Source organism: Burkholderia sp. 22PA0099, assembly GCF_047497165.1.
GTDB lineage: Bacteria > Pseudomonadota > Gammaproteobacteria > Burkholderiales > Burkholderiaceae > Burkholderia.
Genome location: NZ_CP163165.1, coordinates 2,720,936 through 2,743,877 on the forward strand (window position 1 = coordinate 2,720,936; position 22,942 = coordinate 2,743,877).

The 22,942-nt window shown below is 68.1% G+C and carries 17 protein-coding genes; 5 read left to right on the forward strand and 12 right to left on the reverse strand.

Going from position 1 to position 22,942, the window contains the following annotated elements:
- Nucleotides 1-36: 36 nt before the first annotated feature.
- A complete protein-coding gene (locus AB4851_RS27520; protein WP_414449594.1) occupies nt 37-1,695 on the reverse strand; it encodes a methyl-accepting chemotaxis protein in 1,659 nt (552 codons plus the stop codon).
- A 346-nt stretch (nt 1,696-2,041) separates the two neighbouring features.
- Between AB4851_RS27520 and AB4851_RS27525 the strand changes: the two genes are divergently transcribed.
- Nucleotides 2,042-3,292, forward strand: a complete 1,251-nt coding sequence (locus AB4851_RS27525; protein ID WP_414449595.1) for an MFS transporter — start codon at nt 2,042-2,044, stop codon at nt 3,290-3,292.
- A 97-nt stretch (nt 3,293-3,389) separates the two neighbouring features.
- Here AB4851_RS27525 and AB4851_RS27530 read toward each other — a convergent pair whose 3' ends face one another.
- Nucleotides 3,390-4,223 carry a 5'-methylthioadenosine/adenosylhomocysteine nucleosidase gene (locus AB4851_RS27530; RefSeq protein WP_414449596.1) on the reverse strand — a complete coding sequence of 278 codons (834 nt, stop codon included), beginning with the start codon at nt 4,221-4,223 and terminating at the stop codon, nt 3,390-3,392.
- 2 nt (nt 4,224-4,225) lie between these two features.
- Nucleotides 4,226-6,595, reverse strand: coding sequence for a UvrD-helicase domain-containing protein (locus AB4851_RS27535; RefSeq protein WP_414449597.1), 2,370 nt, complete (start codon nt 6,593-6,595; stop codon nt 4,226-4,228).
- Between the two features lie 210 nt (nt 6,596-6,805).
- On the opposite strand from AB4851_RS27535, the gene AB4851_RS27540 reads away from it, so the two are divergent.
- Nucleotides 6,806-9,676, forward strand: a complete 2,871-nt coding sequence (locus AB4851_RS27540) for a valine--tRNA ligase (protein WP_414449598.1) — start codon at nt 6,806-6,808, stop codon at nt 9,674-9,676.
- 88 nt (nt 9,677-9,764) lie between these two features.
- Nucleotides 9,765-10,646, forward strand: coding sequence for a UTP--glucose-1-phosphate uridylyltransferase GalU (gene galU, locus AB4851_RS27545; RefSeq protein WP_414444907.1), 882 nt, complete (start codon nt 9,765-9,767; stop codon nt 10,644-10,646).
- 87 nt (nt 10,647-10,733) lie between these two features.
- On the opposite strand, the gene AB4851_RS27550 is transcribed toward galU, so the two are convergent.
- The 9 genes from AB4851_RS27550 to AB4851_RS27590 form a co-directional block, all read right to left on the reverse strand.
- The gene (locus AB4851_RS27550) at nt 10,734-11,378 is read right to left on the reverse strand and encodes a DUF4136 domain-containing protein (protein ID WP_414449599.1); all 645 of its coding nucleotides are present in this window, start codon (nt 11,376-11,378) and stop codon (nt 10,734-10,736) included.
- A gap of 78 nt (nt 11,379-11,456) precedes the next feature.
- Nucleotides 11,457-13,838: a CHASE2 domain-containing protein gene (locus AB4851_RS27555; protein ID WP_414451963.1), complete on the reverse strand. Its 2,382-nt coding sequence runs from the start codon at nt 13,836-13,838 to the stop codon at nt 11,457-11,459.
- A 48-nt stretch (nt 13,839-13,886) separates the two neighbouring features.
- Entirely contained in the window at nt 13,887-15,257 is a 1,371-nt protein-coding gene (locus AB4851_RS27560) for a FecR domain-containing protein (protein ID WP_414449600.1), read from the reverse strand.
- Nucleotides 15,254-15,958 carry a response regulator transcription factor gene (locus AB4851_RS27565; protein WP_414449601.1) on the reverse strand — a complete coding sequence of 235 codons (705 nt, stop codon included), beginning with the start codon at nt 15,956-15,958 and terminating at the stop codon, nt 15,254-15,256. The genes AB4851_RS27560 and AB4851_RS27565 overlap by 4 nt, the downstream gene beginning before the upstream one ends.
- Before the next feature lie 206 nt (nt 15,959-16,164).
- Nucleotides 16,165-16,623, reverse strand: a complete 459-nt coding sequence (locus tag AB4851_RS27570; protein ID WP_414449602.1) for a hypothetical protein — start codon at nt 16,621-16,623, stop codon at nt 16,165-16,167.
- Nucleotides 16,624-17,108: 485 nt separating this feature from the next.
- Nucleotides 17,109-17,336 carry a sulfurtransferase TusA family protein gene (locus tag AB4851_RS27575; protein WP_414444902.1) on the reverse strand — a complete coding sequence of 76 codons (228 nt, stop codon included), beginning with the start codon at nt 17,334-17,336 and terminating at the stop codon, nt 17,109-17,111.
- 135 nt (nt 17,337-17,471) lie between these two features.
- Entirely contained in the window at nt 17,472-18,509 is a 1,038-nt protein-coding gene (locus AB4851_RS27580; protein WP_414449603.1) for a Gfo/Idh/MocA family oxidoreductase, read from the reverse strand.
- An 11-nt stretch (nt 18,510-18,520) separates the two neighbouring features.
- Nucleotides 18,521-19,540, reverse strand: coding sequence for an inositol 2-dehydrogenase (gene iolG, locus AB4851_RS27585; protein WP_414449604.1), 1,020 nt, complete (start codon nt 19,538-19,540; stop codon nt 18,521-18,523).
- Nucleotides 19,533-20,411, reverse strand: coding sequence for a MurR/RpiR family transcriptional regulator (locus AB4851_RS27590; RefSeq protein WP_414449605.1), 879 nt, complete (start codon nt 20,409-20,411; stop codon nt 19,533-19,535). Before AB4851_RS27590 ends, iolG begins: the two co-directional genes overlap by 8 nt.
- A gap of 194 nt (nt 20,412-20,605) precedes the next feature.
- Between AB4851_RS27590 and AB4851_RS27595 the strand changes: the two genes are divergently transcribed.
- Together AB4851_RS27595 and AB4851_RS27600 are read left to right on the forward strand one after the other, a co-directional pair.
- Nucleotides 20,606-21,682, forward strand: coding sequence for a sugar ABC transporter substrate-binding protein (locus tag AB4851_RS27595; RefSeq protein ID WP_414449606.1), 1,077 nt, complete (start codon nt 20,606-20,608; stop codon nt 21,680-21,682).
- Nucleotides 21,683-21,791: 109 nt separating this feature from the next.
- Entirely contained in the window at nt 21,792-22,937 is a 1,146-nt protein-coding gene (locus AB4851_RS27600) for an ABC transporter permease (RefSeq protein WP_414449607.1), read from the forward strand.
- Nucleotides 22,938-22,942: the final 5 nt, after the last annotated feature.

A 22,942-nucleotide genomic window follows, 5' to 3' on the forward strand; every position in this document is an offset into this window, starting at 1 on the left:
GGTGCCGCCGAAAGCGGGCGCCCGGCGCTTCGCGTCTCAGCCCGCCACGCGAAAGTGCCCCACCAGCGCCTTCAGCGATTGCGCCTGCTCGTCGAGCGAGCGTGCCGCCGCGGCGGCCTGCTCGACCAGCGCCGCGTTCTGCTGCGTGCCGGAATCCATCTGCTCGACCGCGCGGCCGATCTCGTCGATGCCGGCGCTCTGTTCGGTCGATGCGGCTGAAATCTCGCCGATGATGTCGGTCACGCGCCGCACCGCGCGCACCACGTCCTCCATCGTGCGGCCGGCATCGGTCGCCAGTTGCGCGCCGTTCGCCACGCGATCCACCGACGCGCCGATCAACTGGCGGATTTCCTTGGCCGCCGTGGCCGAGCGCTGCGCGAGCGAACGCACCTCGCTCGCCACCACCGAGAAGCCGCGCCCGTTCTCGCCCGCGCGCGCCGCCTCGACCGCCGCGTTGAGCGCGAGGATGTTGGTCTGGAACGCGATGCCCTCGATCGTGCCGATGATCTCGCGAATGCTGCGGGCGCTGGCGTCGATCTCGTTCATGGTGCTGACCACGCGGCCCACCACCTCGCCGCCCTGCTCGGCCACGTCGGACGCGTTCTGCGCCAGCGCGCTGGCCTGCCGCGCGTTCTCGGCGTTCTGGTGCACGGTGGAAGTCAGTTGCGACATGCTCGACGAGGTGCGCTCCAGCGCCACCGCCTGCTGCTCGGTGCGCTGCGACAGATCGAGGTTGCCGGTGGAGATTTCGCTCGACGCCGATGCGATCGCCTCGGCGCTGGCCGCGATCTCGCGCACCGTCTGCCCGAGTTCGCGCTGCATCGCGTCGAGCGCGAACAGCACGCTGTCGCGATCGCGCTTGGTGAGCTTGACCGGCTGGGTCAGGTCGCCGCGTGCGATGCCGGCCGCGATCACCTTTGCCGTGGCCGGTTCGCCGCCCAGTTGCGCGCCGAGCCGCTGCACCACCCACGAGGCGATCAGGATCGCCAACACGATCAGCCCGGCCGTCATCACGGCGATCATCAGCAGCGAGGCGTGGAAGCGCGCCGTGGAGGCGTCACGCGTTTCCTTGGCGGCTTCGCCGCGCGCCGCGACCAGCGTATCGACCTGCTTTTCGAGCTTGCCCGTTTCGACCAGCAGGCTCACGTCCTGCGTGCCGACCTGCCAGTTCATCTGCGACAGATCCAGCGATTGCTGCTTGACCAGCGTGACGAAGTCGCTCAGATGGCCGCTCCAGTCCTTCACCGACTTGGCGAAGCTGTCGAGCGCGGCGCGGTCGCCGGCGTCGGCGTAGCGGTCGAGCACGGCCAGTTCGGTCGTGATGCCGTTCAGGTCGCCCGTGATGTCGTTGCCGAGATCGTCGCGCTCCTTGGCCGTGGTGGCCGTCAGCAGCATCTTCTGCGCACGGCTCGCGCGCAACACGTGGCCGCGCACCGATTCGGCCGCCTGGCTCGCGACGTGGCCCTGTTCGTAGACGGAGCGGATCGATTCGTCGAGCCGGCTGATCTGCCAGAGCGAGAACAGGCCGATCGCCAGCGTGCCCACCAGCACCACGGCGAACGCCGCATACAGCGTCGCCCGCACCGACCAGGTCCGCCCCGGCGCCCGCGTGCCCCGTGTCGAAGCGGCCGACGCGGCGGCGCCGGACGTCATGCCTGCCGTCGCCGGCCGTGCGCGCAGCGAAATTCCCATCATCCTTCCCCCGTACTCATTCTGCTGCCGGAAATGTCGGCTCCGGCATCACCGTACGGCCGCCAGCCGCGGATCTGCGGCACGGACCTTTCCGCGCGTGTCGTCACGGATAAGGAATTGTCGGCAGGTCGGATTTTTTTCTTGAGTACGGGTCTGTCCTGATAGGAGGCAATTTTTATTCGTGCAAACAAAAATATTGTGCGAGCGCTGCACCGAATCGAACCCGCCGAGATGTCCGAATCGCGACAAAACTTGGCCTGACAATCCGAGTGAGCCAATTTACACTCCGGTGACGCTGTTACGAATTCCCATTACACCGCGCGGCCCCGCCGCCCAACGCTCGTTCGCCATGCAAACCAGCCTCGATACCGCTCAGCCCTTGCCCAACACGCCGGCCGCCACCGCGGCGCCGGCGCCCGCCCGCACCGATTACCCGGTGCTCGGCGCGATCAGCTTCTCCCACCTGCTCAACGACATGATTCAGTCGTTGATCCTGGCGATCTATCCGATGCTGAAGGACAACTTCTCGCTGTCCTTCGCGCAGATCGGCCTGATCACGCTGACCTACCAGATCACCGCCTCGCTGCTGCAACCGCTGGTGGGCCTCTATACCGACAAGCGGCCGCTGCCGTATTCGCTGCCGGTCGGCATGGGCTTCACGCTGTCGGGGCTGCTGCTGATGTCGGTCGCGCCGAGCTTCGGCGTGCTGCTGGTGGCGGCCGCCCTGGTGGGTTGCGGCTCGTCGGTGTTCCATCCGGAATCGTCGCGCGTGGCGCGGATGGCCTCGGGCGGACGCCACGGCCTCGCGCAGTCGCTGTTCCAGGTGGGCGGCAACGCCGGCACCTCGCTCGGGCCGTTGCTCGCGGCGCTCGTGATCATCCCGCACGGCCAGCACAGCATCGCGTGGGTATCGGTGGCCGCGCTGGTGGCGATCGTGGTGCTTGCGCAGATCGGCCGCTGGTACCGCCGCCAGCCGTCGCTGAAGAAGCGCAAGGCCGGCGAGCGCCATGCCACGCTGTCGAGAAAGCAGGTGCTGCTCGCGCTCGGCGTGCTGATGATGCTGGTGTTCTCGAAGTATTTCTATCTGGCCAGCATCACCAGCTACTTCACCTTCTACCTGATGGATCGCTTCCATCTCGGCGTGCAGGCCGCGCAGTTGCACCTGTTCATCTTCCTCGCCGCCGTGGCGGCCGGCACCGTGATCGGCGGGCCGATCGGCGACCGTATCGGCCGCAAGGTCGTGATCTGGGTGTCGATCCTCGGCGTCGCGCCGTTCACGCTGATGCTGCCGCACGCCAACCTGTTCTGGACCAGCGTGCTGACCGTGATCATCGGCGTGGTGCTGGCCTCGGCGTTCTCGGCGATCCTCGTCTACGCCCAGGAGCTGATTCCGGGCAAGGTCGGGATGGTGGCGGGCCTGTTTTTCGGCCTCGCGTTCGGGATGGGCGGGATCGGCGCGGCGGTGCTCGGCGACATCGCCGATGCGACCAGCGTGTCGTACGTCTACCAGCTTTGCGCCTACCTGCCGCTGCTCGGCGTGCTGACGGTGCTGTTGCCCGACGTCGAGGGCAAGAAGGCGAAACGGGCGGCGGCCGCGTAAGCCGCCTCGCGGGAGCGCGCTTCCCGAATGCAAAACGCCCGGTTCGTGTGAACCGGGCGTTTTTTCGTCTGCTCGCGCCGCGAACCGGCCGGCGTTCTCAGGCCGGCAACGCACTCGCCGGATCGGATTCGCCGGCTGCCGCAAGCGGCGCGCCGGCCAGCCCGATCAGGAACCCCTTCAGGATTTCCGACGAATAGGCGGCGGCGATTTCAGCCAGGAAATTCGTGAACGAGGCCGTGGCGTGGTCGTCGGCCGTGTCGGAGATGGTGCGCACCACCGCGCACGGCACGCCGTATTCGTAGCAGACCTGCGCCAGCGCCGCGCCTTCCATTTCGACGGCCAGCGCATCGGGCAGCGCCTCGCGCAACGCGACGACTTCCGGTTCGCTCGACACGAACCGGTCGCCGCTGATGATCAGGCCCGCATGCACGCGCGCGCCGCGCAGCCGGAAGCGCGCCTTCAGCGCTTCGCCGTGCTCGGCCACGAACGCGTCGCAGGCCGCATGCAGCCGCGCCGACAGCGCCGCATCGGCCGCGAAGCGCGTGATGCCGAGCAGCGGCACTTCGTGGCGCGGAAAGATCGGCGAGGCGTCGAGATCGTGCTGCAACAGCGCCTGCGCCACCACCACGTCGCCCACCGCCACCTCGCGCGACACGCCGCCGGCCACCCCGGCGAACACGATCGCGCGCACGTCGAAGCGATGGATCAGCGCGGTGGCCGTGGTGGCGGCCGCCACCTTGCCGACGCGTGCGAGCGTCACCACGCAGGGCACGCCGTAGGCGGTGCCGACGTGGTATTCGCGCTGCCCGAGCGCGATCGTCTCGACCGCGCCCTCGGCGCGCATCGCGGCGACCAGATCGCCCAATTCCTGCGGCAGCGCGGCGAGGATGCCGAGCGGCCGGCTGCGGTCGAAGCTCAGAGAAGACGTCATGATCATTCCACCGGCTGGAGTTTTGCGACGGCCAGCGCGAGCCATTTCTCGCCGTGCCGCTTGAATCGGACCTGCGCCTTCGCATCGGCGCCGTCGCCTTCGAGGGCCGTGACCTTGCCCTCGCCGAATTTGGTATGAAACACCGCCTGGCCGACGCGGAAGCCGTTGCCGGCCGCGCGCTTCTCGTTGGCGAACGCCGGCAGCGGCGCCGTCACGGCCGCGTCGACCACCGTCTCGCGCGAGCCGCCGCTGCCGCCGCCCGGCCGCGAGAACCAGTTGCGGCCATAGCCCGCGTTGTCCGCACGGCCGCCCCAGCGGCTGCCGGCCTCGACCTGCGGCGTCAGCCACTTCAGCACGTGCTGCGGCAGCTCGTCGAAAAAGCGCGAGCGGATGTTGTAGCGCGTCTGGCCGTGCAGCATGCGGCTTTGCGCGAACGACATGTAGAGCCGCTCCTTGGCGCGCGTGATCGCCACGTACATGAGCCGGCGCTCCTCCTCCAGCCCCTCCGATTCGAGCGCGCTGTTCTCGTGCGGGAACAGGCCTTCTTCCAGGCCGGTGATGAACACGGCCGAGAATTCGAGGCCCTTGGCCGCATGCACGGTCATCAGTTGCACCGCATCCTGGCCGGCCTGCGCCTGGTTGTCGCCGGCCTCCAGCGAGGCGTGCGACAGGAAGCCGGCCAGCGGCGTCATGGTGTCGGGGTTCTGGGCCGGGTCGCCCAGCTCGGCCGGCACCAGCACCGTGTCGGCCGCGTCGCCCGCCACGGCGATCTCGGGCGCCGCGCTCGCGCCGGGGCGCAGCGGAACCGCACGCGCCGGCGCATCGAGCCCGTAACCCTCCTCGCCGACGAACGCGGTGGCCGCGTTGACCAGTTCCTGCAAGTTTTCCAGGCGATCCTGCCCTTCGCGCTCGCCCTCGTAGAAAGCGCTGAGGCCACTCACGCGCACCACATATTCGACCGTCTCGGGCAGGCTCATGCGCGCCGTCTCGGCACGCATCTTCGCGATCAGGTTCGCGAACGCGCCAAGGCTGGACCCGGCCTTGCCGGTGACATAAGGGATCGCGGCCGACATCGCGCAGTTGTAGAGCCGCGCCGCGTCGGCAAGTTGCTCGATCGAGCGCGCGCCGATGCCGCGCGTCGGGAAATTGACCACGCGCACGAACGCCGTATCGTCGTTCGGGTTGTCGATCAGGCGCAGATAGGCCAGCGCGTGCTTGATTTCCTGGCGCTCGAAGAAGCGCAGGCCGCCATACACGCGATAGGCGATGCCGGCCGTCATCAGGGTGTGCTCGATCGCGCGCGACTGCGCATTGCTGCGATAGAGCACCGCCACTTCGCTGCGCGCCATGCCGGTGGTGATCAGCGAGCGGATTTCCTCGACGATCCAGCCGGCTTCCTGGGAATCGGTGGCCGCCTCGTACACGCGCACCGGCTCGCCGTGCCCGGCATCGGTGCGCAGGTTCTTGCCGAGCCGGTGCGAGTTGTGCGCGATCAGGTGATTGGCCGCATCGAGGATGTTGCCGTGCGAGCGGTAGTTCTGTTCGAGCTTGATCAGGTTGCGGACCCGGAATTCGTCCTCGAAGTCGCGCATGTTGCCGACGTTCGCGCCACGGAACGCGTAGATCGACTGATCGTCGTCGCCCACCGCGAAGATCGCGTTTTCCGAGCCGGCCAGCAGCTTGAGCCAGGCGTATTGCAGCTTGTTCGTATCCTGGAACTCGTCCACCAGGATCTGCCGGAAGCGCGACTGGTAATGCGCGCGCAGCGGCGGGTTGAACATCAGCAGCTCGTAGCAGCGCAGCAGCAGCTCGGGGAAATCGACCACGCCCTCGCGCTGGCATTGCTGGTCGTAGGCCTGGTACAGCTCGACGAACATCCGGTTGAAGTTGTCGGTGGCCTCGACCTTGTCCGGGCGCAGCCCTTGCTCTTTCGCGTTGTTGATGAAGTACTGGACGTTCTTCGGCGGATATTTCTCGTCGTCGATGTTCGAGGCCTTCATCAGGCGCTTGATCGCCGACAGTTGATCGGCCGTGTCCAGGATCTGAAAGGTTTGCGGCAGCCCCGCGTCGCGGTAATGCGCGCGCAGCATGCGGTTGCACAGCCCGTGGAACGTGCCGATCCACATGCCGCGCGTGTCGATCGGCATCATCGCCGACAGCCGCGTCAGCATTTCGCGCGCGGCTTTATTCGTAAACGTGACGGCCAGCACGGTGGGCGGCGACGCGAGGCCTTGCTGGATCAGCCAGGCGATCCGCGTGATCAGCACGCGTGTCTTGCCGCTGCCCGCACCGGCGAGGATCAGCGCGGGCTCGTTGGGCAGCGTGACGGCGGCATATTGTTCGGGGTTCAGGTTCGCGAGCAGATCGGGCATAAAGCGGGAGGCGGACGGTGGGAGGTCAGACAGGCCGGACATTATAGAGCGGTTGCGCGTGCCGCCGCCGCGCTGGCGCCGGCGCATCGGCGCGGCGATTTGCGCTGCCTCGGCGAGCCCGCACGCACCCTCGCGCTCCCGGGCGATGCGCATCCATTTATAATTCACGGTTTCCGCATCAATCACGCATTCCTTCAGGCATTTCCAACCATGAGCGACGACAGCACGCTGGCGAAGAGTTTCGAGCCCCAGACCATCGAATCCCATTGGGGGCCGGAATGGGAAAAGCGCGGCTATGCCGCCCCGGCGTTCGACCCGGCCAAACCCGATTTCGCGATCCAGCTCCCGCCGCCGAACGTCACGGGCACCCTGCACATGGGCCACGCGTTCAACCAGACCATCATGGACGGCCTGGCCCGCTACCACCGCATGCGCGGCGACAACACGCTGTGGGTGCCGGGCACCGACCACGCCGGCATCGCCACGCAGATCGTCGTGGAGCGCCAGCTCGACGCGCAGAAAATCTCCCGCCACGACCTCGGCCGCGAGAAGTTCGTCGAGCGCGTGTGGGAGTGGAAGGAAAAATCGGGCTCCACGATCACCAACCAGGTGCGCCGGATCGGCGCGTCGACCGATTGGAGCCGCGAATATTTCACGATGGACGACAAGCTCTCGTCGGTCGTGCGCGAAGTGTTCGTGCAGCTTTACGAACAGGGCCTCATCTATCGCGGCAAGCGCCTCGTCAACTGGGATCCGGTGCTGATGACGGCCGTGTCCGATCTCGAGGTGGTCAGCGAGGAAGAAAACGGCAGCCTCTGGCACATCAACTACCCGCTCGCCTCGGGCGACGGCCACCTGACGGTCGCCACCACGCGCCCGGAAACCCTGCTCGGCGACGTGGCCGTGATGGTCCACCCGGAAGACGAGCGCTACCGCCACCTGATCGGCCAGTCGGTGCGCCTGCCGCTGTGCGATCGCGAGATCCCGATCATCGCCGACGATTACGTCGATCGCGAATTCGGCACCGGCGTGGTGAAGGTCACGCCCGCGCACGATCAGAACGACTACCAGGTCGGCCAGCGCCACCAGCTTGCGCAGATCGAAATCCTCACGCTCGACGCGAAGATCAACGACAACGCGCCGCCCGCCTATCGCGGCCTCGACCGCTTCGAGGCGCGCAAGCGCGTGGTGGCCGATCTGGAAGCGCTCGGCGCGCTCGATTCGGTCAAGCCGCACAAGCTGATGGTGCCGCGCGGCGATCGCACCGGCGTGGTGATCGAGCCGATGCTGACCGACCAGTGGTTCGTCGCGATGACCAAGCCGGCGCCGGAAGGCAGCTTCCATCCGGGCAAGTCGATCACCGAGGTGTCGCTCGACGTGGTGCGCGACGGCAGCATCAAGTTCGTGCCCGACAACTGGACCACCACCTACTACCAGTGGCTCGAGAACATCCAGGATTGGTGCATCTCGCGCCAGCTCTGGTGGGGCCACCAGATCCCGGCGTGGTATGGCGAGAACGGCGAGATCTTCGTCGCCCGCGACGAGGCCGGCGCGCGCGCCAAGGCCGCGGCCGCCGGCTACGGCGGCGCGCTCAAGCGCGACGAGGACGTGCTCGACACCTGGTTCTCATCGGCGCTGGTGCCGTTCTCCTCGCTCGGCTGGCCGAACGAAACGCCCGAACTCCAGCACTTCCTGCCGTCCTCGGTGCTCGTCAGCGGCTTCGACATCATTTTCTTCTGGGTTGCCCGGATGGTCATGATGACGACGCATTTCACCGGCAAGGTGCCGTTCCACACCGTCTACATGCACGGCCTGGTGCGCGACGCGGAAGGCCAGAAGATGTCGAAGAGCAAGGGCAACACGCTCGACCCGCTCGACATCATCGACGGCATCGCGCTGGAAGACCTGGTCGCCAAGCGCACCACCGGCCTGATGAACCCGAAGCAGGCCGCCAGCATCGAGAAGAAAACCCGCAAGGAATTCGCCGACGGCATTCCGGCGTTCGGCACCGACGCGCTGCGCTTCACGATGGCGTCGATGGCCACGCTCGGCCGCAACGTCAACTTCGACCTGGCGCGCTGCGAGGGCTACCGCAACTTCTGCAACAAGCTGTGGAACGCCACGCGCTTCGTGCTGATGAACTGCGAAGGCCACGACTGCGGCACCGCCAAGCCGGAACTGTGCGGCGCGGGCGATTGCGGCCCCGGCGGCTACCTCGATTTCTCGGCGGCCGACCGCTGGATCGTCTCGCTGCTGCAACGCGTGGAAGCCGACATCGCCAAGGGCTTCGACGATTACCGCTTCGACAACATCGCCAACAGCATCTACAAGTTCGTCTGGGACGAATACTGCGACTGGTACGTCGAGCTGGCCAAGGTGCAGATCCAAAACGGCACGCCGGAGCAGCAGCGCGCCACGCGCCGCACGCTGCTGCGCGTGCTCGAAACGGTGCTGCGTCTGGCGCACCCGGTGATCCCGTTCATCACGGAAGCGCTGTGGCAGAAGGTGGCGCCGCTCGCCGGCCGCTACCCGGCAGGCCAGGCCGAGGGCGAAGCCTCGCTGATGGTGCAGGCCTACCCGGTCGCCGATCTCTCGAAGCTCGACGACACGGCCGAGCAATGGGCCGCCGACCTGAAGGCCGTGGTGGACGCCTGCCGCAACCTGCGCGGCGAGATGAACCTCTCGCCGGCCACCCGCGTGCCGTTGCTCGCCACCGGCGATCTCGACCGCCTGGCCGGCTTCGCGCCGTACCTGAAGGCGCTGGCGCGCCTGTCCGACGTGACGATCGTGGCCGACGAAGCCACGCTCGACGCCGAAGGCCAGGGCGCGCCGATCGCCATCGTCGGCGCCAGCAAGCTGGTGCTGAAGGTGGAGATCGACGTGAAGGCCGAACGCGAACGCCTGTCGAAGGAAGTCGCGCGTTTGGAGAACGAAATCCGCAAGTGTGAAGCCAAGCTCGGCAACGAGGCATTCGTCGCGAAAGCCCCGCCGGCCGTGGTCGAACAGGAGCAAAAGCGCATCGCGGAATTCCGCGTGACGCTCGAAAAACTGGCGGCGCAGCTTGCGCGGCTGCCGGCGTAACAAACGGTAAGGCCGCTTGCACAGACCGTGCCAGCCCAATCAACATGGGCGGCACGGACGATACAACCCCAGATGAAAGGTCGATCACATGCTGAAAGTCACTAAGGCGGTATTCCCGGTTGCCGGCCTCGGCACCCGCTTTCTGCCGGCGACGAAGGCAAGCCCGAAGGAAATGCTGCCCGTCGTCGACAAGCCCCTGATCCAGTACGCCGTCGAGGAAGCGATCGCGGCCGGCATCACGGAAATGATCTTCGTGACCGGCCGCAGCAAGCGCGCGATCGAGGATCACTTCGACAAGTCGTACGAAGTCGAAGCCGAACTCGAAGCGCGCGGCAAGGAAAAGCTGCTCGACCTGGTGCGCAGCATCAAGCCGGCCAACGTCGATTGCTTCTACGTGCGTCAGCCGGAAGCGCTCGGCCTCGGTCACGCCGTGTTGTGCGCCGAAAAGCTGGTGGGCGACAACCCGTTCGCCGTGATCCTCGCCGACGACCTGCTCGACGGGCAACCGCCCGTCATGAAGCAGATGGTCGATACGTTCGATCACTATCACAGCTCGATCATCGGCGTCGAAGAGATCCCCCCGAGCGAAACGCGCTCGTACGGCATCGTCGACGGCAAGGAGTGGGAAGACTCGATCATCAAGCTGTCGGGCATCATCGAGAAGCCGGCGCCCGAAGACGCGCCGTCGAACCTCGGCGTGGTCGGCCGCTACATCCTGAAGCCGCGCATCTTCGAACACCTGCGTTCGATCAAGCCCGGCGCCGGCGGCGAGTTGCAGCTCACCGACGCGATCGAGGCGCTGCTCGCCGACGAACAAGTGCTGGCCTACAAGTATCAAGGCACGCGCTTCGACTGCGGCAGCAAGCTCGGCTATCTGAAGGCGACGGTCGAGTTCGCCTTGCGCCACCCGGAAGTGCGCGACGAGTTCGAGCAATACCTGCGCGAACGCGGCACGCATCAGTCGGTGTAAAGCCCCGCCCTGTTCAACCGCGTTTTCCAACGCGGACAGCATAAAAAACGCCGCTTCATGCGGCGTTTTTTACTGTGCGGCCCCGGCTTACTGCGCAGCGGCAGCCGGTTTCACCGACACCACGCCGGGCAGGCCGCCCGCCGGATCGGGCCGCGTCTTCACCAGCCAGCCGCGCGCATCGTCGAACGGCAGCTTGGCCAGCGCGCTGCGCACCAGCAACGGCATCGCGGCGAGCGCATCGGGTTGGCGGTCGCGCGCGGCGGCCGTGACCTGATAGGCCGTGGCCCCCGTGCGGCGATCGACGAAACGCAGCGTCAGCAGATGCCGATAGATCGGCCCCGCGAACGGCAGCGGAAACGGCGCGGAGCCGTCGACGCGCAAGCCCGGCGCATCGGAGCACGGCCCGCTGTCCATCGGGCACGGCGCGCCGAGCGCGAGCCCGGCCGGCTGCGTCGCGTAGGCGATCGCGAGCCGGTAGCGCGCCGCCTGCCCCGCGTCGGCCTGCCGGTAGCCGTCGTGCGCCAGCGCGTCGCGCACCAGCGTCTCGACGCGCGCGTACTGCGCGTTGCCGTCCTGTGCCTCGGTGCGCGTCAGTTCGTAGGTCTGCCCGGCGGTGCCGAAGCCGGCCGGCTGCCCGGTCACGCTGACGCCGGTGGTCGGCGCGGCGCAACCGGCCAGCAGCGCCACCGCGAAGCCGGCGCTCATGATTCCCATCGCCCGAATCGTTTTCATTCCCGTTCTCCTCGCGTGGCTTGCTGTAAGCCTCTGTTGCGTCATGCCGCCCCGCTCATCCTGGTTCATTCGCCTGCTTCATTCGCCCGGCTCGTCGAGCCGTGGCAGCGTGATCGAGATCGCCGTGCCGGCGCCCACCGCACTCTCCACCGCGATGCTGCCACCGTGGCGCATCACGACCGTCTTGACGAATACCATGCCGAGCCCCGCGCCCGTCACCTCGGGCCGCTCGCTCGCGTGAAAGCGCCGGAACCGCTCGAACAGATGCGGCTGATCCTCGGGCGCGATGCCGTAGCCCTGGTCGCGGATCGTGCAGGTCACGCGCGGCGGCGACGGCTCGGCGGTGAAGCGGCACGTGATCAGCGTATCGGCCGGGCTGTACTTGACCGCGTTGTTGAGCACGTTCACGAGCGCGCGCGTCATCAGCGAGCGGTCGGCGCCGATCCAGCAAGGCTCGGCGCCGGCCTGCGCGTCGATGCGGATTCGCTTGGCCTGCGCCTGCGGCCACACCTCGTCGCTGGCGTCGATCAGCAGATCGGCGAAATTCGTCGCGTCGATCCGGTAGGTCTGCGATTCCGCGCGGGCCAGATGCACGAACTCGTCGGCCAGCGACAAGGCGCGCCGCGCATGGCGCTCGATGCGGCCGAACAATTCGGCCTGCGCGGCCGGCGCATCGGCGCGCTGGCGCTCGAACTGCAACAGCGCGAGGATCGACGCCTGCGGCGAGCGCATGTCGTGCGACAGCAGATGCAGCGCTTCCTCGCGCTGCCGCTCGGCCGCGTGCAGCGTGCTGACGTCCACCAGCCCAGCGATCCAGCCGCTCGCGCGCCCCTCGGCATTGGTACACGGCGCGTAGCGTAGCAGATGGTCGAAACCGTCGACATCACGCACCTCCAGGCCGCTTTCGAGCAGCGCCGGGGCCTGGCCGCGCGTCGGATCGAGCGCGTCGGGCCAGGCCACGCGCAGCGCTGCGTCGTGCTCCGGATGCGCCACCGTCTTGACGAAGGCCAGCTCGCCGAGCGCGGCACGCAGCGGCCGCCCTTCCGGCGCGGCCACCCGCACCCGCGCGCAATAGCACTTGGCCGCGTGGTTGGCGATCAGCACGATGCCGGCCACGTCGGTCACGAAGATCGGCTCGGGCATGCTGTCGAGGCTGTCCCAGACGAACCGCTTCATGTCCTGCACGCGCTGCGCGGCCTGCGCCATCAGGTTCATCTGGCGCTCCAGCACGTCACCGCCGAAACGGCCGCGCGCGGCCGGGTCGCGCGGCACCTCGGGCAGCAGATGCGGCTCAGCCGCAAGCCGTTCGAGCTCGCCGCGCAGGTAGCGCATCGTCATTTCGAGCCGCCGCCAGTTCCACACCGGATACACCACGATCAGGCCGAGGATCGCCGGCGCGGGCGTGAGCCAGAGCCGCGCGCCCGACAGCAGCGCGGCGCTGGCGGCCACGCAGGCCAGCGTCAGCGACACCGCCAGCAGCAGCGCGCGTCGCGGCGACAGCAGCAGGATGCCGGCCAGCAGCGCGGCCAGCGGCGGCAGCGAGGCGGCGAACAGCCAGCCGCGCGAGGCCGGCGAGATGGTGCGGCCGGTCAGCAGCATGTCGAGCACGGTGGCGTGCAGCTCGACGCCCGGCAGCGGGCCGAATTCACCCGAAATCGGCGTGGCGAAGCGGTCGTAGAGCCCCGATGCCGTCACGCCGACCAGCACCAGCTTGCCGCGCAGCGCGGCGTCGGGCACCTTGCCGGCCAGCACGTCGGCCAGCGAATACGCCGGATAGCGCGGCGTCGCGCCACTGAACGGAATCAGATAGCGGCCCGCCTCGGGCAGCGGCGCATGGATCAGCGGCGAAGCCGGCGCCAGCCCGCGCGCCGCCGACAGCATCAGTTGCGGCCAGTCGCGCCGCCCGTCGCTTTCGGTCAGCGCCACGCTGCGCACGATGCCGTCCGGATCGACCTCGAAGTTGATATGGCCGAGCCCCGCCGCGCGTTCGGCCAGCGCCGGCACCGGCGGCGTCACGTCGCGCGCGCCGGCCGCGTTCTCGGCACTCAGCAGCACCGGCAGCCAGGTCGGCACGCGCGCGAGCGCCGCGGCCAACGGCGCATCGTCGGCCGACGGCTCGACGAACAGCACGTCGTACGCCACCGCGGCCGGCCTGGCGCGCGCGAGCGCGTCGAGCAGCCGCGCATGGACATCGCGCGCCCACGGCCAGCGGCCGAGCCGCTCGATGCTGGGGTTGTCGATCTCGATCACGGCGATGTCGGGATCGAGCGCCAGGCTGCGCGCGCCGAGCAGGCGGTCGTAGACGAGCCGATCCACGCCGGCCGTGGCCTGCCAGAACACGCCGGCGAACACGGCCGCCACGCCGAGGCAGCCGATCGCAAGCCATTCGATCAGGAAGCGTCGGCCGAGCGGACGCCGCCGGCGCGGGCCGGGCTCGGGCGCAAGGCCCGAGGGGGGCACGGACCCGGACTCGGGCAGCAAACCTTCGGCAAGCTTCATCGTCGCGCGTCAGCGGGCCAGCGTGAAGCTGTTGACGGTGCCCGCCTTCTCGTAGAAACGACCGCCGTCGAACTGCTCGGCGCTCACGCTCCAGTAGTAGTCGCCCGGCGGCAGATGCGCGATCACCATGCGCGTGTCGGCCATCCCCGGCTGATCGACGATCGGGTTCGACAGATCCGCCGACGCCGACAGCACGAACCGGTAACGCGTGGTCACGCCCGCCGCCGCGCGGCCGGGCATCCAGCGGAATGCGTAGCCGCCGCTGGCCGGCCCGGCCTCGGCATGCAGGTCGAAGCGCCGCCGCTCGAAACCGTAGGTGCGGACTTGCCCTTCCAGCCCGTTCGCGTCGATCGCCGCGATGCGCACGAAATAACTGCCGTCGGGCACGCCGTCGAAGCGCGCCTGCGGCGTCGCGACGCGCAGTTCACGCAGCACGTCGAGAAACCCGGCGTCGCTCGCGATCTGCACGTGGTAAGCCTGCCCGCCCGCCGGCGGCACCAGATCGAAGCCGACCTGCACCTCGTCCTGCACGCGGCCCGGCTTGACGAGCGTGGGCGCATCGAGCAGCGGCACCGGCGCGTCGACCTGCCCGTCGGCGGCCGCGATGCTGCCGAAATTGGCATGCACCAGCGTCGGATCGAGGCGTCGCGCCGGCCCGACGCCGACCGTGCCGGCCAGCACCTCGACGCGCGTGCGCGTGTCGCCGAGCGCATCGTAGTTCACGCGAAAGCGCGTGCCGCGCACGCCGGCCACCACCGACGGCGAACGGATCTGGAACCGGTCGTCGGGCCGCTTCATGTGCGTGACGTCGCTGTCGACCGAGCCGCGTTTCAGGTCGATGGTGCGCGACAGCGTCTGGGTCAGCACCGTGCGATGGAGCGCGGTGAGGCCGATTTCACTGTCGGGCGGCAGGCTCAGATGCGTACCGTCGGTCAGTTCGAGCGTGACGAAGCCGTCCGCGCCGGTGCGCAGCCGGTCGCCTTCGCCGAGCGTCGCGTCGGCCGCGAGCGGGCCGAACGCCGTGGTGCGGCCGGCGCGCTCGACCGCGCCGTGCATCGCCACCGGACGCGCTGCGAGCAGCACCGTGCGCAGTCGCGCGGCCGGCAGCCGGATGGCGAGGCCGCGTTGCAGCCGCTTCGGCGCGGGCACACCGTTCAGGCGCGCGACCTGCCGCCAGTCGTCGGCGCCTTGCAGATACTGCTGCGAGATCGCGTAGAGCGTGTCGCCGTCGTGCGTGACATACGGCACGGTGGCGCCCACCCCGCGCCCCGCTATCGCCTGCGCGGCCGCGCCCGCCACGGCGAGCGAGCCGCACAAAGCCACGCACCCCATCGCGATCGCGCGCAATCCGCCGCGTCGCGCGGCCGGCGCGCCCGTCATTCGGCGGCGTCCAGTGGCAGCCGTTCGAGCCGGTAGCCGTAGCCGTAGATCGGCGCGAGCCGGTAGCCGTTCTCGGGCCGCAGCGCGAGCTTGGTGCGCAGCATCGAGACGTGGGTATCCATGGTCCGCGACGGGATATCGGTGGCCTGCTTCCAGACCAGATCGAGAATGTGCGCGCGCGACAGCGGCTGATCGACGTGCTGGAACAGCAGCAGCGCCAGGTCGAATTCCTTCTGCGTCAGGCTGACCGGCTGATCGCCGACGAAGGCCTGCTTCAGGTTCGTGTCGAACCGATAGTTGTCGAACTCGCGCACGATCGATTCGGAACGGGCCGGATAGGCGCGGCGCAGCAGCGACCCGATGCGCGCGCGCAGGATGCCGCCCGATACCGGCTTGACCACGTAATCGTCCGCGCCGGCGTTCAGGATCGCGGTGATGCCGGCCTCGTCGTCGCGGCTCGTCATGAAGATGATCGGCAGCCGGTGCTCGACCTGCTGCTCGCGCACCCACTTCAGCAGTTCCTCGCCCGACAGGTCCGGCACGTTCCAGTCCAGCACCAGCAGGTCGAAGGTTTCGCGCTGCAGGCGCTTCTTCAGCACCTTGCCCTCGCTGAAGGCATAGCAGGTATGGCCGACCGCGGTCAGCGTCTGGCTGACGAAATCGGTTTGCGCTTCGTCGTCATCCAATACAGCAATTCTCATAGCACCCCGCAGTGCGGCGGCGGCGGCTGCCGCCCCTCGCTTTTCCGGTCGAAACCGGCACGACTCGACACGATGCGACGCTGTGCCGCCATTGTGTCTGGATCGCTTCTTTTCTCAAAATCAGGACGTTCACCGAGACTGCGATCGCCACCTGGCGGCTCGCGGGCGTTTCGGGGCGTCCTTTCGATCGGTTCCGCCTGGCGCGCCTAGCCCAAAGGCGTGGCCGTCTTGTCCTGTTCGCCGCGTGCATCACCGTCTGCGCGCCGCTCGGCCACGTCGCTGCCGCTGCCGCTGCTGCCGCCATCGTCATCGGCAGGCGCCGCGCGTTCGGCCAGCGCCGCGTGAAGCTGACCGCGCACATGCTCCCAGGCGGTGCGCGCGTAATCGGGCTGCTCGGCCGCCCAGGCATGCGCCTGGTCGAACACGCGAATCACGGTGGGCGCGCAGCGCGTCACGGCCGGCGCCGGCTGCCCGAGCATCCCGCCGAGCCATTCGGCCAGCCACGGCATGTCGGCCGCGCAGGCGTCGGCGTAGGCTTCGAGCGCGGCGCGCGCATGGCGGTCGCGCGACGGGTCGAGCCCGATGCGCTGCATCGCGCCTACCCGATCGCGCGCCTTGAGCGGTGCGGCAAACGGAATCCGGACCGTTCCGGGCCTGAAGAACATGCTCTCTCCCTGGTGCAGCGTTTCCCGCCGCTCGTGTCAAGCGTTGCAGTGCAGTATAAGGAGCGCACGATCAAACATCGTTTAAACATTGTTAGATCGTTAATAATCGACACAACAATCTTTGCGATTCGATACCGCGCATTGCGGATCGCCGGCCGATTTTCTTGCAATCGCCGCATTTTCAATCGAAGGATTGGCCGCAATGGCTTGCTGGGCCTGAAATCTGACGCAAGCGCGCGGCGCGGGTTTCACACAAATTCACCGTGCGATAACCGGCCGGCAATCGGCCCGCGATTGCGATGTCGATGAAAATGGGTGCGACGTATTATCGCATTCGGTGACGGTTCAACACGATGCGCGGCGCGATCCTTAACTTCATTACGAAACTTGCGCGCCGTCCTGGCGGCATGCGCGAACCGCCGCACCATGAAAAATGCCGCCGGGGCCGAAGCCCGGGCGGCATGTTTCACGCGTGCGGTGCCGAATCAGCGGCGACGCATCAGGAACACGAACGTCTTGTCCTGGGAGGTCGATTCGACGATCTCGTTGCCCGTCTGCTTGGCAAACGCGGCGAAATCGCGCTGCGAACCGGGGTCGGTGGCGAGCACCTTGAGAATCTGGCCGCTTTCCATATCGGCAAGCGCCTTCTTGGCGCGCAGGATCGGCAGCGGGCAGTTCAACCCGCGCGCATCCACTTCCTTGTGAACTTCCATCGGCTTCGACCTTCGAGTGACGCGCCGGCAAGGCGCGGAGTGAAGGCGCGATTTTACCGCAGCGCGGGCGCGCCCGCCGGCCGCCATGCAGCCGTGCATGGCCAAACGGGCGCACCCGCCCGGCGCGTTACGGCATTACAGCGTCACCGCCTGGCCGGTGTGCAGCGCCTCGCGCATCGCGTGGCCGATGCGCGTCGCCTCCAGCGCGTCGGCCAGCGTCGCGCCGCCCGAGTCGGCTCCGCTGCGCACGGCATCGACGAACGCCTGCGCCTCGATCAGAAAGGCTTGCTCGAAGCGGTCGAAGAACGTCGGCGTGCACGCGGCGCGCACCCCGCCCGCGTCGTAGATCTCGACGCGGTTCGCACGCGGAATGCGCCCGATCGTCATCGCGCCGGCCGTGCCGATCACTTCCGAGTGCGAATCGTTGCCGTGGGCCATGGTGCGCGAGGCGTAGAACATCGCCAGCGCGCCGCCTTCGAATTCGCAGATCGCCACGCCGTTGTCCACGTCGCCGCACGCGCGCAGGCCCTCGTGCAGCGCCACGGTGCCGGCCGCGAACACGCGCGTGGCGCGCGGGCGGCCGAGCAGCCAGCGCGCCACGTCGATGTCGTGCACCGAGCAATCGAGGAAGATGCCGCCCGAGCTCGGCGCGAATCGCACGAAGAAGCCGTCGGGATCGTTCTGGTCGGTGGTTTGCGAGCGCACCAGGAACGGCCGGCCGATCGCGCCCTGCACCACGCGCTGGTAAGCATCGCGGTAGCTCGGATCGAAACGGCGCATGAAGCCGATCATGGCCTGCAGGTGCGGGCGCGCGTTCGCCTCGGCGATCACGCGCTCGCATTCGGCCAGATCGAGCGACAGCGGCTTCTCGCAGAACACGTGCTTGCCCGCGCGCAGCGCCGCCACGATCTGGTCGGCGTGCAGCGAGGACGGCGTGACGAGCCACAGCGCGTCCGCCTCGGGGTCGTCGATCAGCCCCGCCACGTCCTCGTATACGCGCGACACGCCCAGCGTGTCGGCGGCCCACCCGCATTCCTCGGCTACCGGGCTGCACGCCGCCACGAGCCGCGCGCCGTTCACGCGGCGCGCGAGGTTTTCGGCATGGCGGCGGCCGAGCCGGCCGAGCCCCGCGATGCCGATCCGCACCGGCGCGGCTTGCATCTGGGAAGTCATCGCGGCGCCCCTTATGCGACGGCTTCGGACAGCCGCACCGCGCGGCCCTCGCGCCACGAACGGGTAGCCGCCTCGGCCAGCTCCAGCGCCTTCACGCCGTCGCCGATGGTGGTGCGCACCGGTTCGCCGCGCGTCACGGCCGCGAAGAAATGCGCGATCTCGCGCGCATAGGCCACGCGGTAGCGTTCGAGGAAGAACGCCTCGGGCAAGTCGTTCGACACCGCTTGCGCGGTGTAGGCGGTCACCTCGGTGGGCCGCACGTTGCCGGCCTGCAGCATGCCGCCGCTGCCGAGCAGCTCGAAGCGCTGGTCGTAGCCGTAGGCGGCGCGCCGCGAGGTGTTGATCTGGCAGAGCCGGCCGCGCCGCGTGCGGATCGTCACGGCGGTCGCGTCGACGTCGCCCGCCTCGCCGATCGCCGGATCGGTCAGCACGCTGCCGGTGGCGTGCAGCGTGTCGGCCTCGTCGTCGAGAATCCAGCGGAAGATGTCGAAATCGTGGATCAGCATGTCCTTGAAGATGCCGCCCGAGCGCTGGATATAGCCGACCGGCGGCGCACCCGGGTCGCGGCTCGTGACGATCAGCATCTCGGGCGTGCCCACCTCGCCCGCCTCGATGCGCGCCTTGACGGCCTCGAAGGTCGGATCGAAGCGGCGCTGGAAACCGATCATGCAGACCACGCCGGCCTGCGTCACGGCCGCCTCGCAGGCCCGCGCACGGGCCAGCGCGAGATCGACCGGCTTCTCGCAGAACACGTGCTTGCCGGCCTGCGCCGACGCGACGATCAGGTCCGCATGGGTATCCGTGCTCGAACAGATCACCGTGGCGCCGATCGCGGCGTCGCCGAGCGCGCCGTCGGCATCGGCCGCGCGCGCGCCGTGTTCGTCGGCGAGCGCCGCGGCGGCGGCCGGATCGACATCGATCACGTACTTGAGGCGCACGCCCGGCTGGCGCGCGAGATTGGCCGCGTGAATGCGGCCGATACGCCCGGCGCCGAACACGGCGACGTCGATCGTCGGAACTGCTTCAGTCATCGTATCCTCCAGTGTCCTTCACTTCTTCCACGTTCAATTCGAGCCGGTACGCGAGCGCGATGAACAGCGCCTGGCACAGGCAGATGGTGCTCGTCAGCGAACGGAACGCGAACGCGCTCCCCTCCTTGACGAGCAGATGCGCGCTCGCCTCGCGAACCAGCGGCGAGAGCCGGCTGTCCGTGATGACGAGCGTGCTCGCATGGTTGTGGCGCGCGGCGCGCAGGCAGTACTGGGTTTCCTTGCCGTACGGCGCGAAGCTGATCGCGATCACCACGTCGCCCTTGCGCACGCTGCGGATCTGCTCGCGGTACATGCCGCCGATGCCCGACACCAGATGCACGCGCTTGGCCGTGTGCTGCAGCGCATACACGATGTAGCTCGCCACCGGAAACGAACGGCGCACGCCGATCACGTAGATGTTGTCGGCCTTCTCCAGCATCGAGACCGCCGCGTCGAACTGCGCGTCGTCGAGGCCCGCCGCCAGCTCATCGAGCCCCGCGCGCGCGGCGTCGATGAACTGCCGCGCGACAGCCGGCTCCGACAGCGCGCCGGCCTCGTCGTCAATCAGCGTGCGGATGCGCTGCTGATAGCTCTGCACGCTCGGGTTGCGCTCGGTATAGGCCTCGCGGAACACCGCCTGCAAATCGGAAAACCCGGAAAAACCGAAACGCTGCGCGAAGCGCACCACCGCCGACGGATGCACGCCGCAGCGCTCGGCGATGTCGCTGGTGCGATCCATCATCACGCTCGAACGGTGCTCGTCGATATACGAGGCGATGCGCTTGAGCTGGCGCGGCAGCGTGTCGTAGGTATCGGTGATGCGCTGCAGCAGCGCGTCGACCGTGGTGTCGGGTTGCGTGGTGTCGTCCATGAATGTGCGGCGGCGCGGCGCGCCAAACCGGTGCTGATGTCGTGGGCCGAGTATAGGCAGCGCCCTCTCAAAATGGAACACATTTTCCATTTCAAGTTGAAATAAAATTTTCTTTGCAATCGCCCGGCGCTTGACCTAATCTTGCTCGTGAACGGCAACGTTCGACCCATAACAGAACCGACACAGGTGGAGACATGAGACTTTGCAATGGCAAGGCCGGCTTTCGCTCGTCCGGCGTCACGGCGAGCCTGAGAACGCTTGCGGCAGCGCTGGCCGTCGCGGCCGGCCTGGGCGCCGCCGCGCTGCCCGCGCAGGCAGCCGATGCCCGATTCGTCCTGATCAGTCACGCGCCCGATTCCGATTCCTGGTGGAACACCATCAAGAACGCGATCAAGCAGGCCGACGCGGATTTCAACGTCACGACCGATTACCGCAATCCCCCGAACGGCGACATCGCCGACATGTCGCGCCTGATCGAACAGGCCGCCGCGCGCGACTACGACGGCGTGATCACCACCATCGCCGATTTCGACGTGCTCAAGAGTTCGATCGGCAAGGTCACCGCCAAGAAGATCCCGCTCGTCACCATCAACTCGGGCACCGAGGAACAGAGCACCCAGCTCGGCGCGATCATGCACGTGGGCCAGCCCGAATACGTGGCGGGCCAGGCGGCCGGCGAAAAGGCCAAGGCCGCGGGCGTCAAGTCGTTCCTGTGCGTGAACCACCTGGCCACCAACCCGGTGTCGTTCGAGCGCTGCCGTGGCTTCGCCGATGCGATCGGCGCGGACATGAAGAGCTCCACGATCGACGCCGGCACCGATCCGACCGAAATTCAATCGAAGGTCAGCGCCTACCTGCGCAACCATCCGAAGACCCAGGCCGTGCTGACGCTCGGCCCGGTGCCGGCCGCCGCCACGCTCAAGGCGCTGCAACAGATGGGGCTGTCGGGCAAGGTCTACTTCGCGACGTTCGACTTCTCCGACGACATCGCCCGCGCGATCCGCGCCGGCACGATCCAGTTCGCGATCGATCAGCAGCCGTACTTGCAGGGCTACATCCCGGTGGCCGTGCTCGCGATCGTGAAGAAGGACAAGACCACCGACCCGGTGAAGATCCGCCAGATCCTCGAAGCCAATCCGAAATTCCAGGCGCGCCTCGCGACCTACGGGCTGCAACCGTCCTACGGCCCGAAGAACATCCGCTCAGGCCCGGGCTTCATCACCAAGGACAACCTGGACAAGGTCGTGAAGTACGCGGGCCAGTACCGCTGAGGCACGGCAGGACAACGTTGACCGCGCGGCGTGCTGCCGCGCTTTCGTGCCGGCGCGTCGGGCTTGCGTTTGCCCGCTTTCCCGCGCGCCGCGGCATCAAGGAGACATCATGGGTGTAGCCGGCAAGCATCTGACAGCGCAGCCCCAGGAAACCCCGCAGCCCGGCGCGCGCGCCGACGAGCGGCTGCGCGGCGAGGCCTGGTTCTCGCGCTTTCTCAATCGTCCCGAATTCGCCGCGATTTCCGGCGCCGTGCTGGTGTTCGCGATCTTCGCGATCGGCGCGGGCGGCTCGGGCATGTTCAACCTCGACGGGATCATGAACTGGTCCCAGGTGGCGGCCTATCTCGGCATCCTCTCGGTGGGCGCCTGCCTGCTGATGGTGGCCGGCGAGTTCGACCTGTCGATCGGCTCGATGATCGGCTTCGCCGGCATGATGGTCGCGATCCCCACCGCCTATTTCCACTGGCCGATCTGGGCCGCCGTGATCTTCGCGTTCGCCGGCTCGATGGCGCTCGGCGCGCTGAACGGTTATCTGGTGATGCGCACCCGGCTGCCGTCGTTCATCGTCACGCTGGCGTTCATGTTCATCCTGCGCGGCCTGACGCTGGCGCTGTCGGTGATGTTCGCGGATCGCACCATCATCTCGGGCCTCGGCGATTACGCCCACGCCGATCCGCTCACCCATGCGCTGTTCCAGGGCGTGGCGTTCCACGGCCTGTTCCGCTGGCTCGCGCACCTGGGCGTCGGCGGCCTGCTCGACAACGGCGACCCGCTGGTGCCGGGCGTGCCGAAGGTGATCCTGTGGTGGCTGGCGGTCACGGCGATCGGCGCGTTCGTGCTGGCCAAGACGCGCTGGGGCAACTGGATCCTGGCGGTGGGCGGCGACGCCAACGCGGCCAAGAACGTGGGCGTGCCGGTGCGCCGCGTGAAGATCCTGCTGTTCGTGCTGACCGCGTTCTGCGCCTGCCTGTTCGCCGTGCTGCAGGTGGCCGACATCGGCTCGGCGGCGGCCGACCGCGGCCTGCAGAAGGAATTCGAGGCAATCATCGCCGCGGTGATCGGCGGCACGCTGCTCACCGGCGGCTACGGCTCGGTGGTGGGCGCCGCGTTCGGCGCGCTGATCTTCGGCGTGGTGCAGATCGGCATCACCTACACCAACATCAGCTCGGACTGGTTCCGCGTATTCCTTGGCGTGATGCTGCTGATCGCCGTGCTGTTCAACCACTATGTGCGCCGCCGCGTGGCGCAAGCGTAACGGAG

Coding starts and splice junctions, on each gene's coding strand:
- AB4851_RS27520 (WP_414449594.1), bottom strand. CDS start 1,695: ATGATGGGAATTTCGCTGCGCGCACGGCCGGCGACGGCAGGCATGACG.
- AB4851_RS27525 (WP_414449595.1), top strand. CDS start 2,042: ATGCAAACCAGCCTCGATACCGCTCAGCCCTTGCCCAACACGCCGGCC.
- AB4851_RS27530 (WP_414449596.1), bottom strand. CDS start 4,223: ATGACGTCTTCTCTGAGCTTCGACCGCAGCCGGCCGCTCGGCATCCTC.
- AB4851_RS27535 (WP_414449597.1), bottom strand. CDS start 6,595: ATGCCCGATCTGCTCGCGAACCTGAACCCCGAACAATATGCCGCCGTC.
- AB4851_RS27540 (WP_414449598.1), top strand. CDS start 6,806: ATGAGCGACGACAGCACGCTGGCGAAGAGTTTCGAGCCCCAGACCATC.
- galU (WP_414444907.1), top strand. CDS start 9,765: ATGCTGAAAGTCACTAAGGCGGTATTCCCGGTTGCCGGCCTCGGCACC.
- AB4851_RS27550 (WP_414449599.1), bottom strand. CDS start 11,378: ATGAAAACGATTCGGGCGATGGGAATCATGAGCGCCGGCTTCGCGGTG.
- AB4851_RS27560 (WP_414449600.1), bottom strand. CDS start 15,257: ATGACGGGCGCGCCGGCCGCGCGACGCGGCGGATTGCGCGCGATCGCG.
- AB4851_RS27565 (WP_414449601.1), bottom strand. CDS start 15,958: ATGAGAATTGCTGTATTGGATGACGACGAAGCGCAAACCGATTTCGTC.
- AB4851_RS27570 (WP_414449602.1), bottom strand. CDS start 16,623: ATGTTCTTCAGGCCCGGAACGGTCCGGATTCCGTTTGCCGCACCGCTC.
- AB4851_RS27575 (WP_414444902.1), bottom strand. CDS start 17,336: ATGGAAGTTCACAAGGAAGTGGATGCGCGCGGGTTGAACTGCCCGCTG.
- AB4851_RS27580 (WP_414449603.1), bottom strand. CDS start 18,509: ATGACTTCCCAGATGCAAGCCGCGCCGGTGCGGATCGGCATCGCGGGG.
- iolG (WP_414449604.1), bottom strand. CDS start 19,540: ATGACTGAAGCAGTTCCGACGATCGACGTCGCCGTGTTCGGCGCCGGG.
- AB4851_RS27590 (WP_414449605.1), bottom strand. CDS start 20,411: ATGGACGACACCACGCAACCCGACACCACGGTCGACGCGCTGCTGCAG.
- AB4851_RS27595 (WP_414449606.1), top strand. CDS start 20,606: ATGAGACTTTGCAATGGCAAGGCCGGCTTTCGCTCGTCCGGCGTCACG.
- AB4851_RS27600 (WP_414449607.1), top strand. CDS start 21,792: ATGGGTGTAGCCGGCAAGCATCTGACAGCGCAGCCCCAGGAAACCCCG.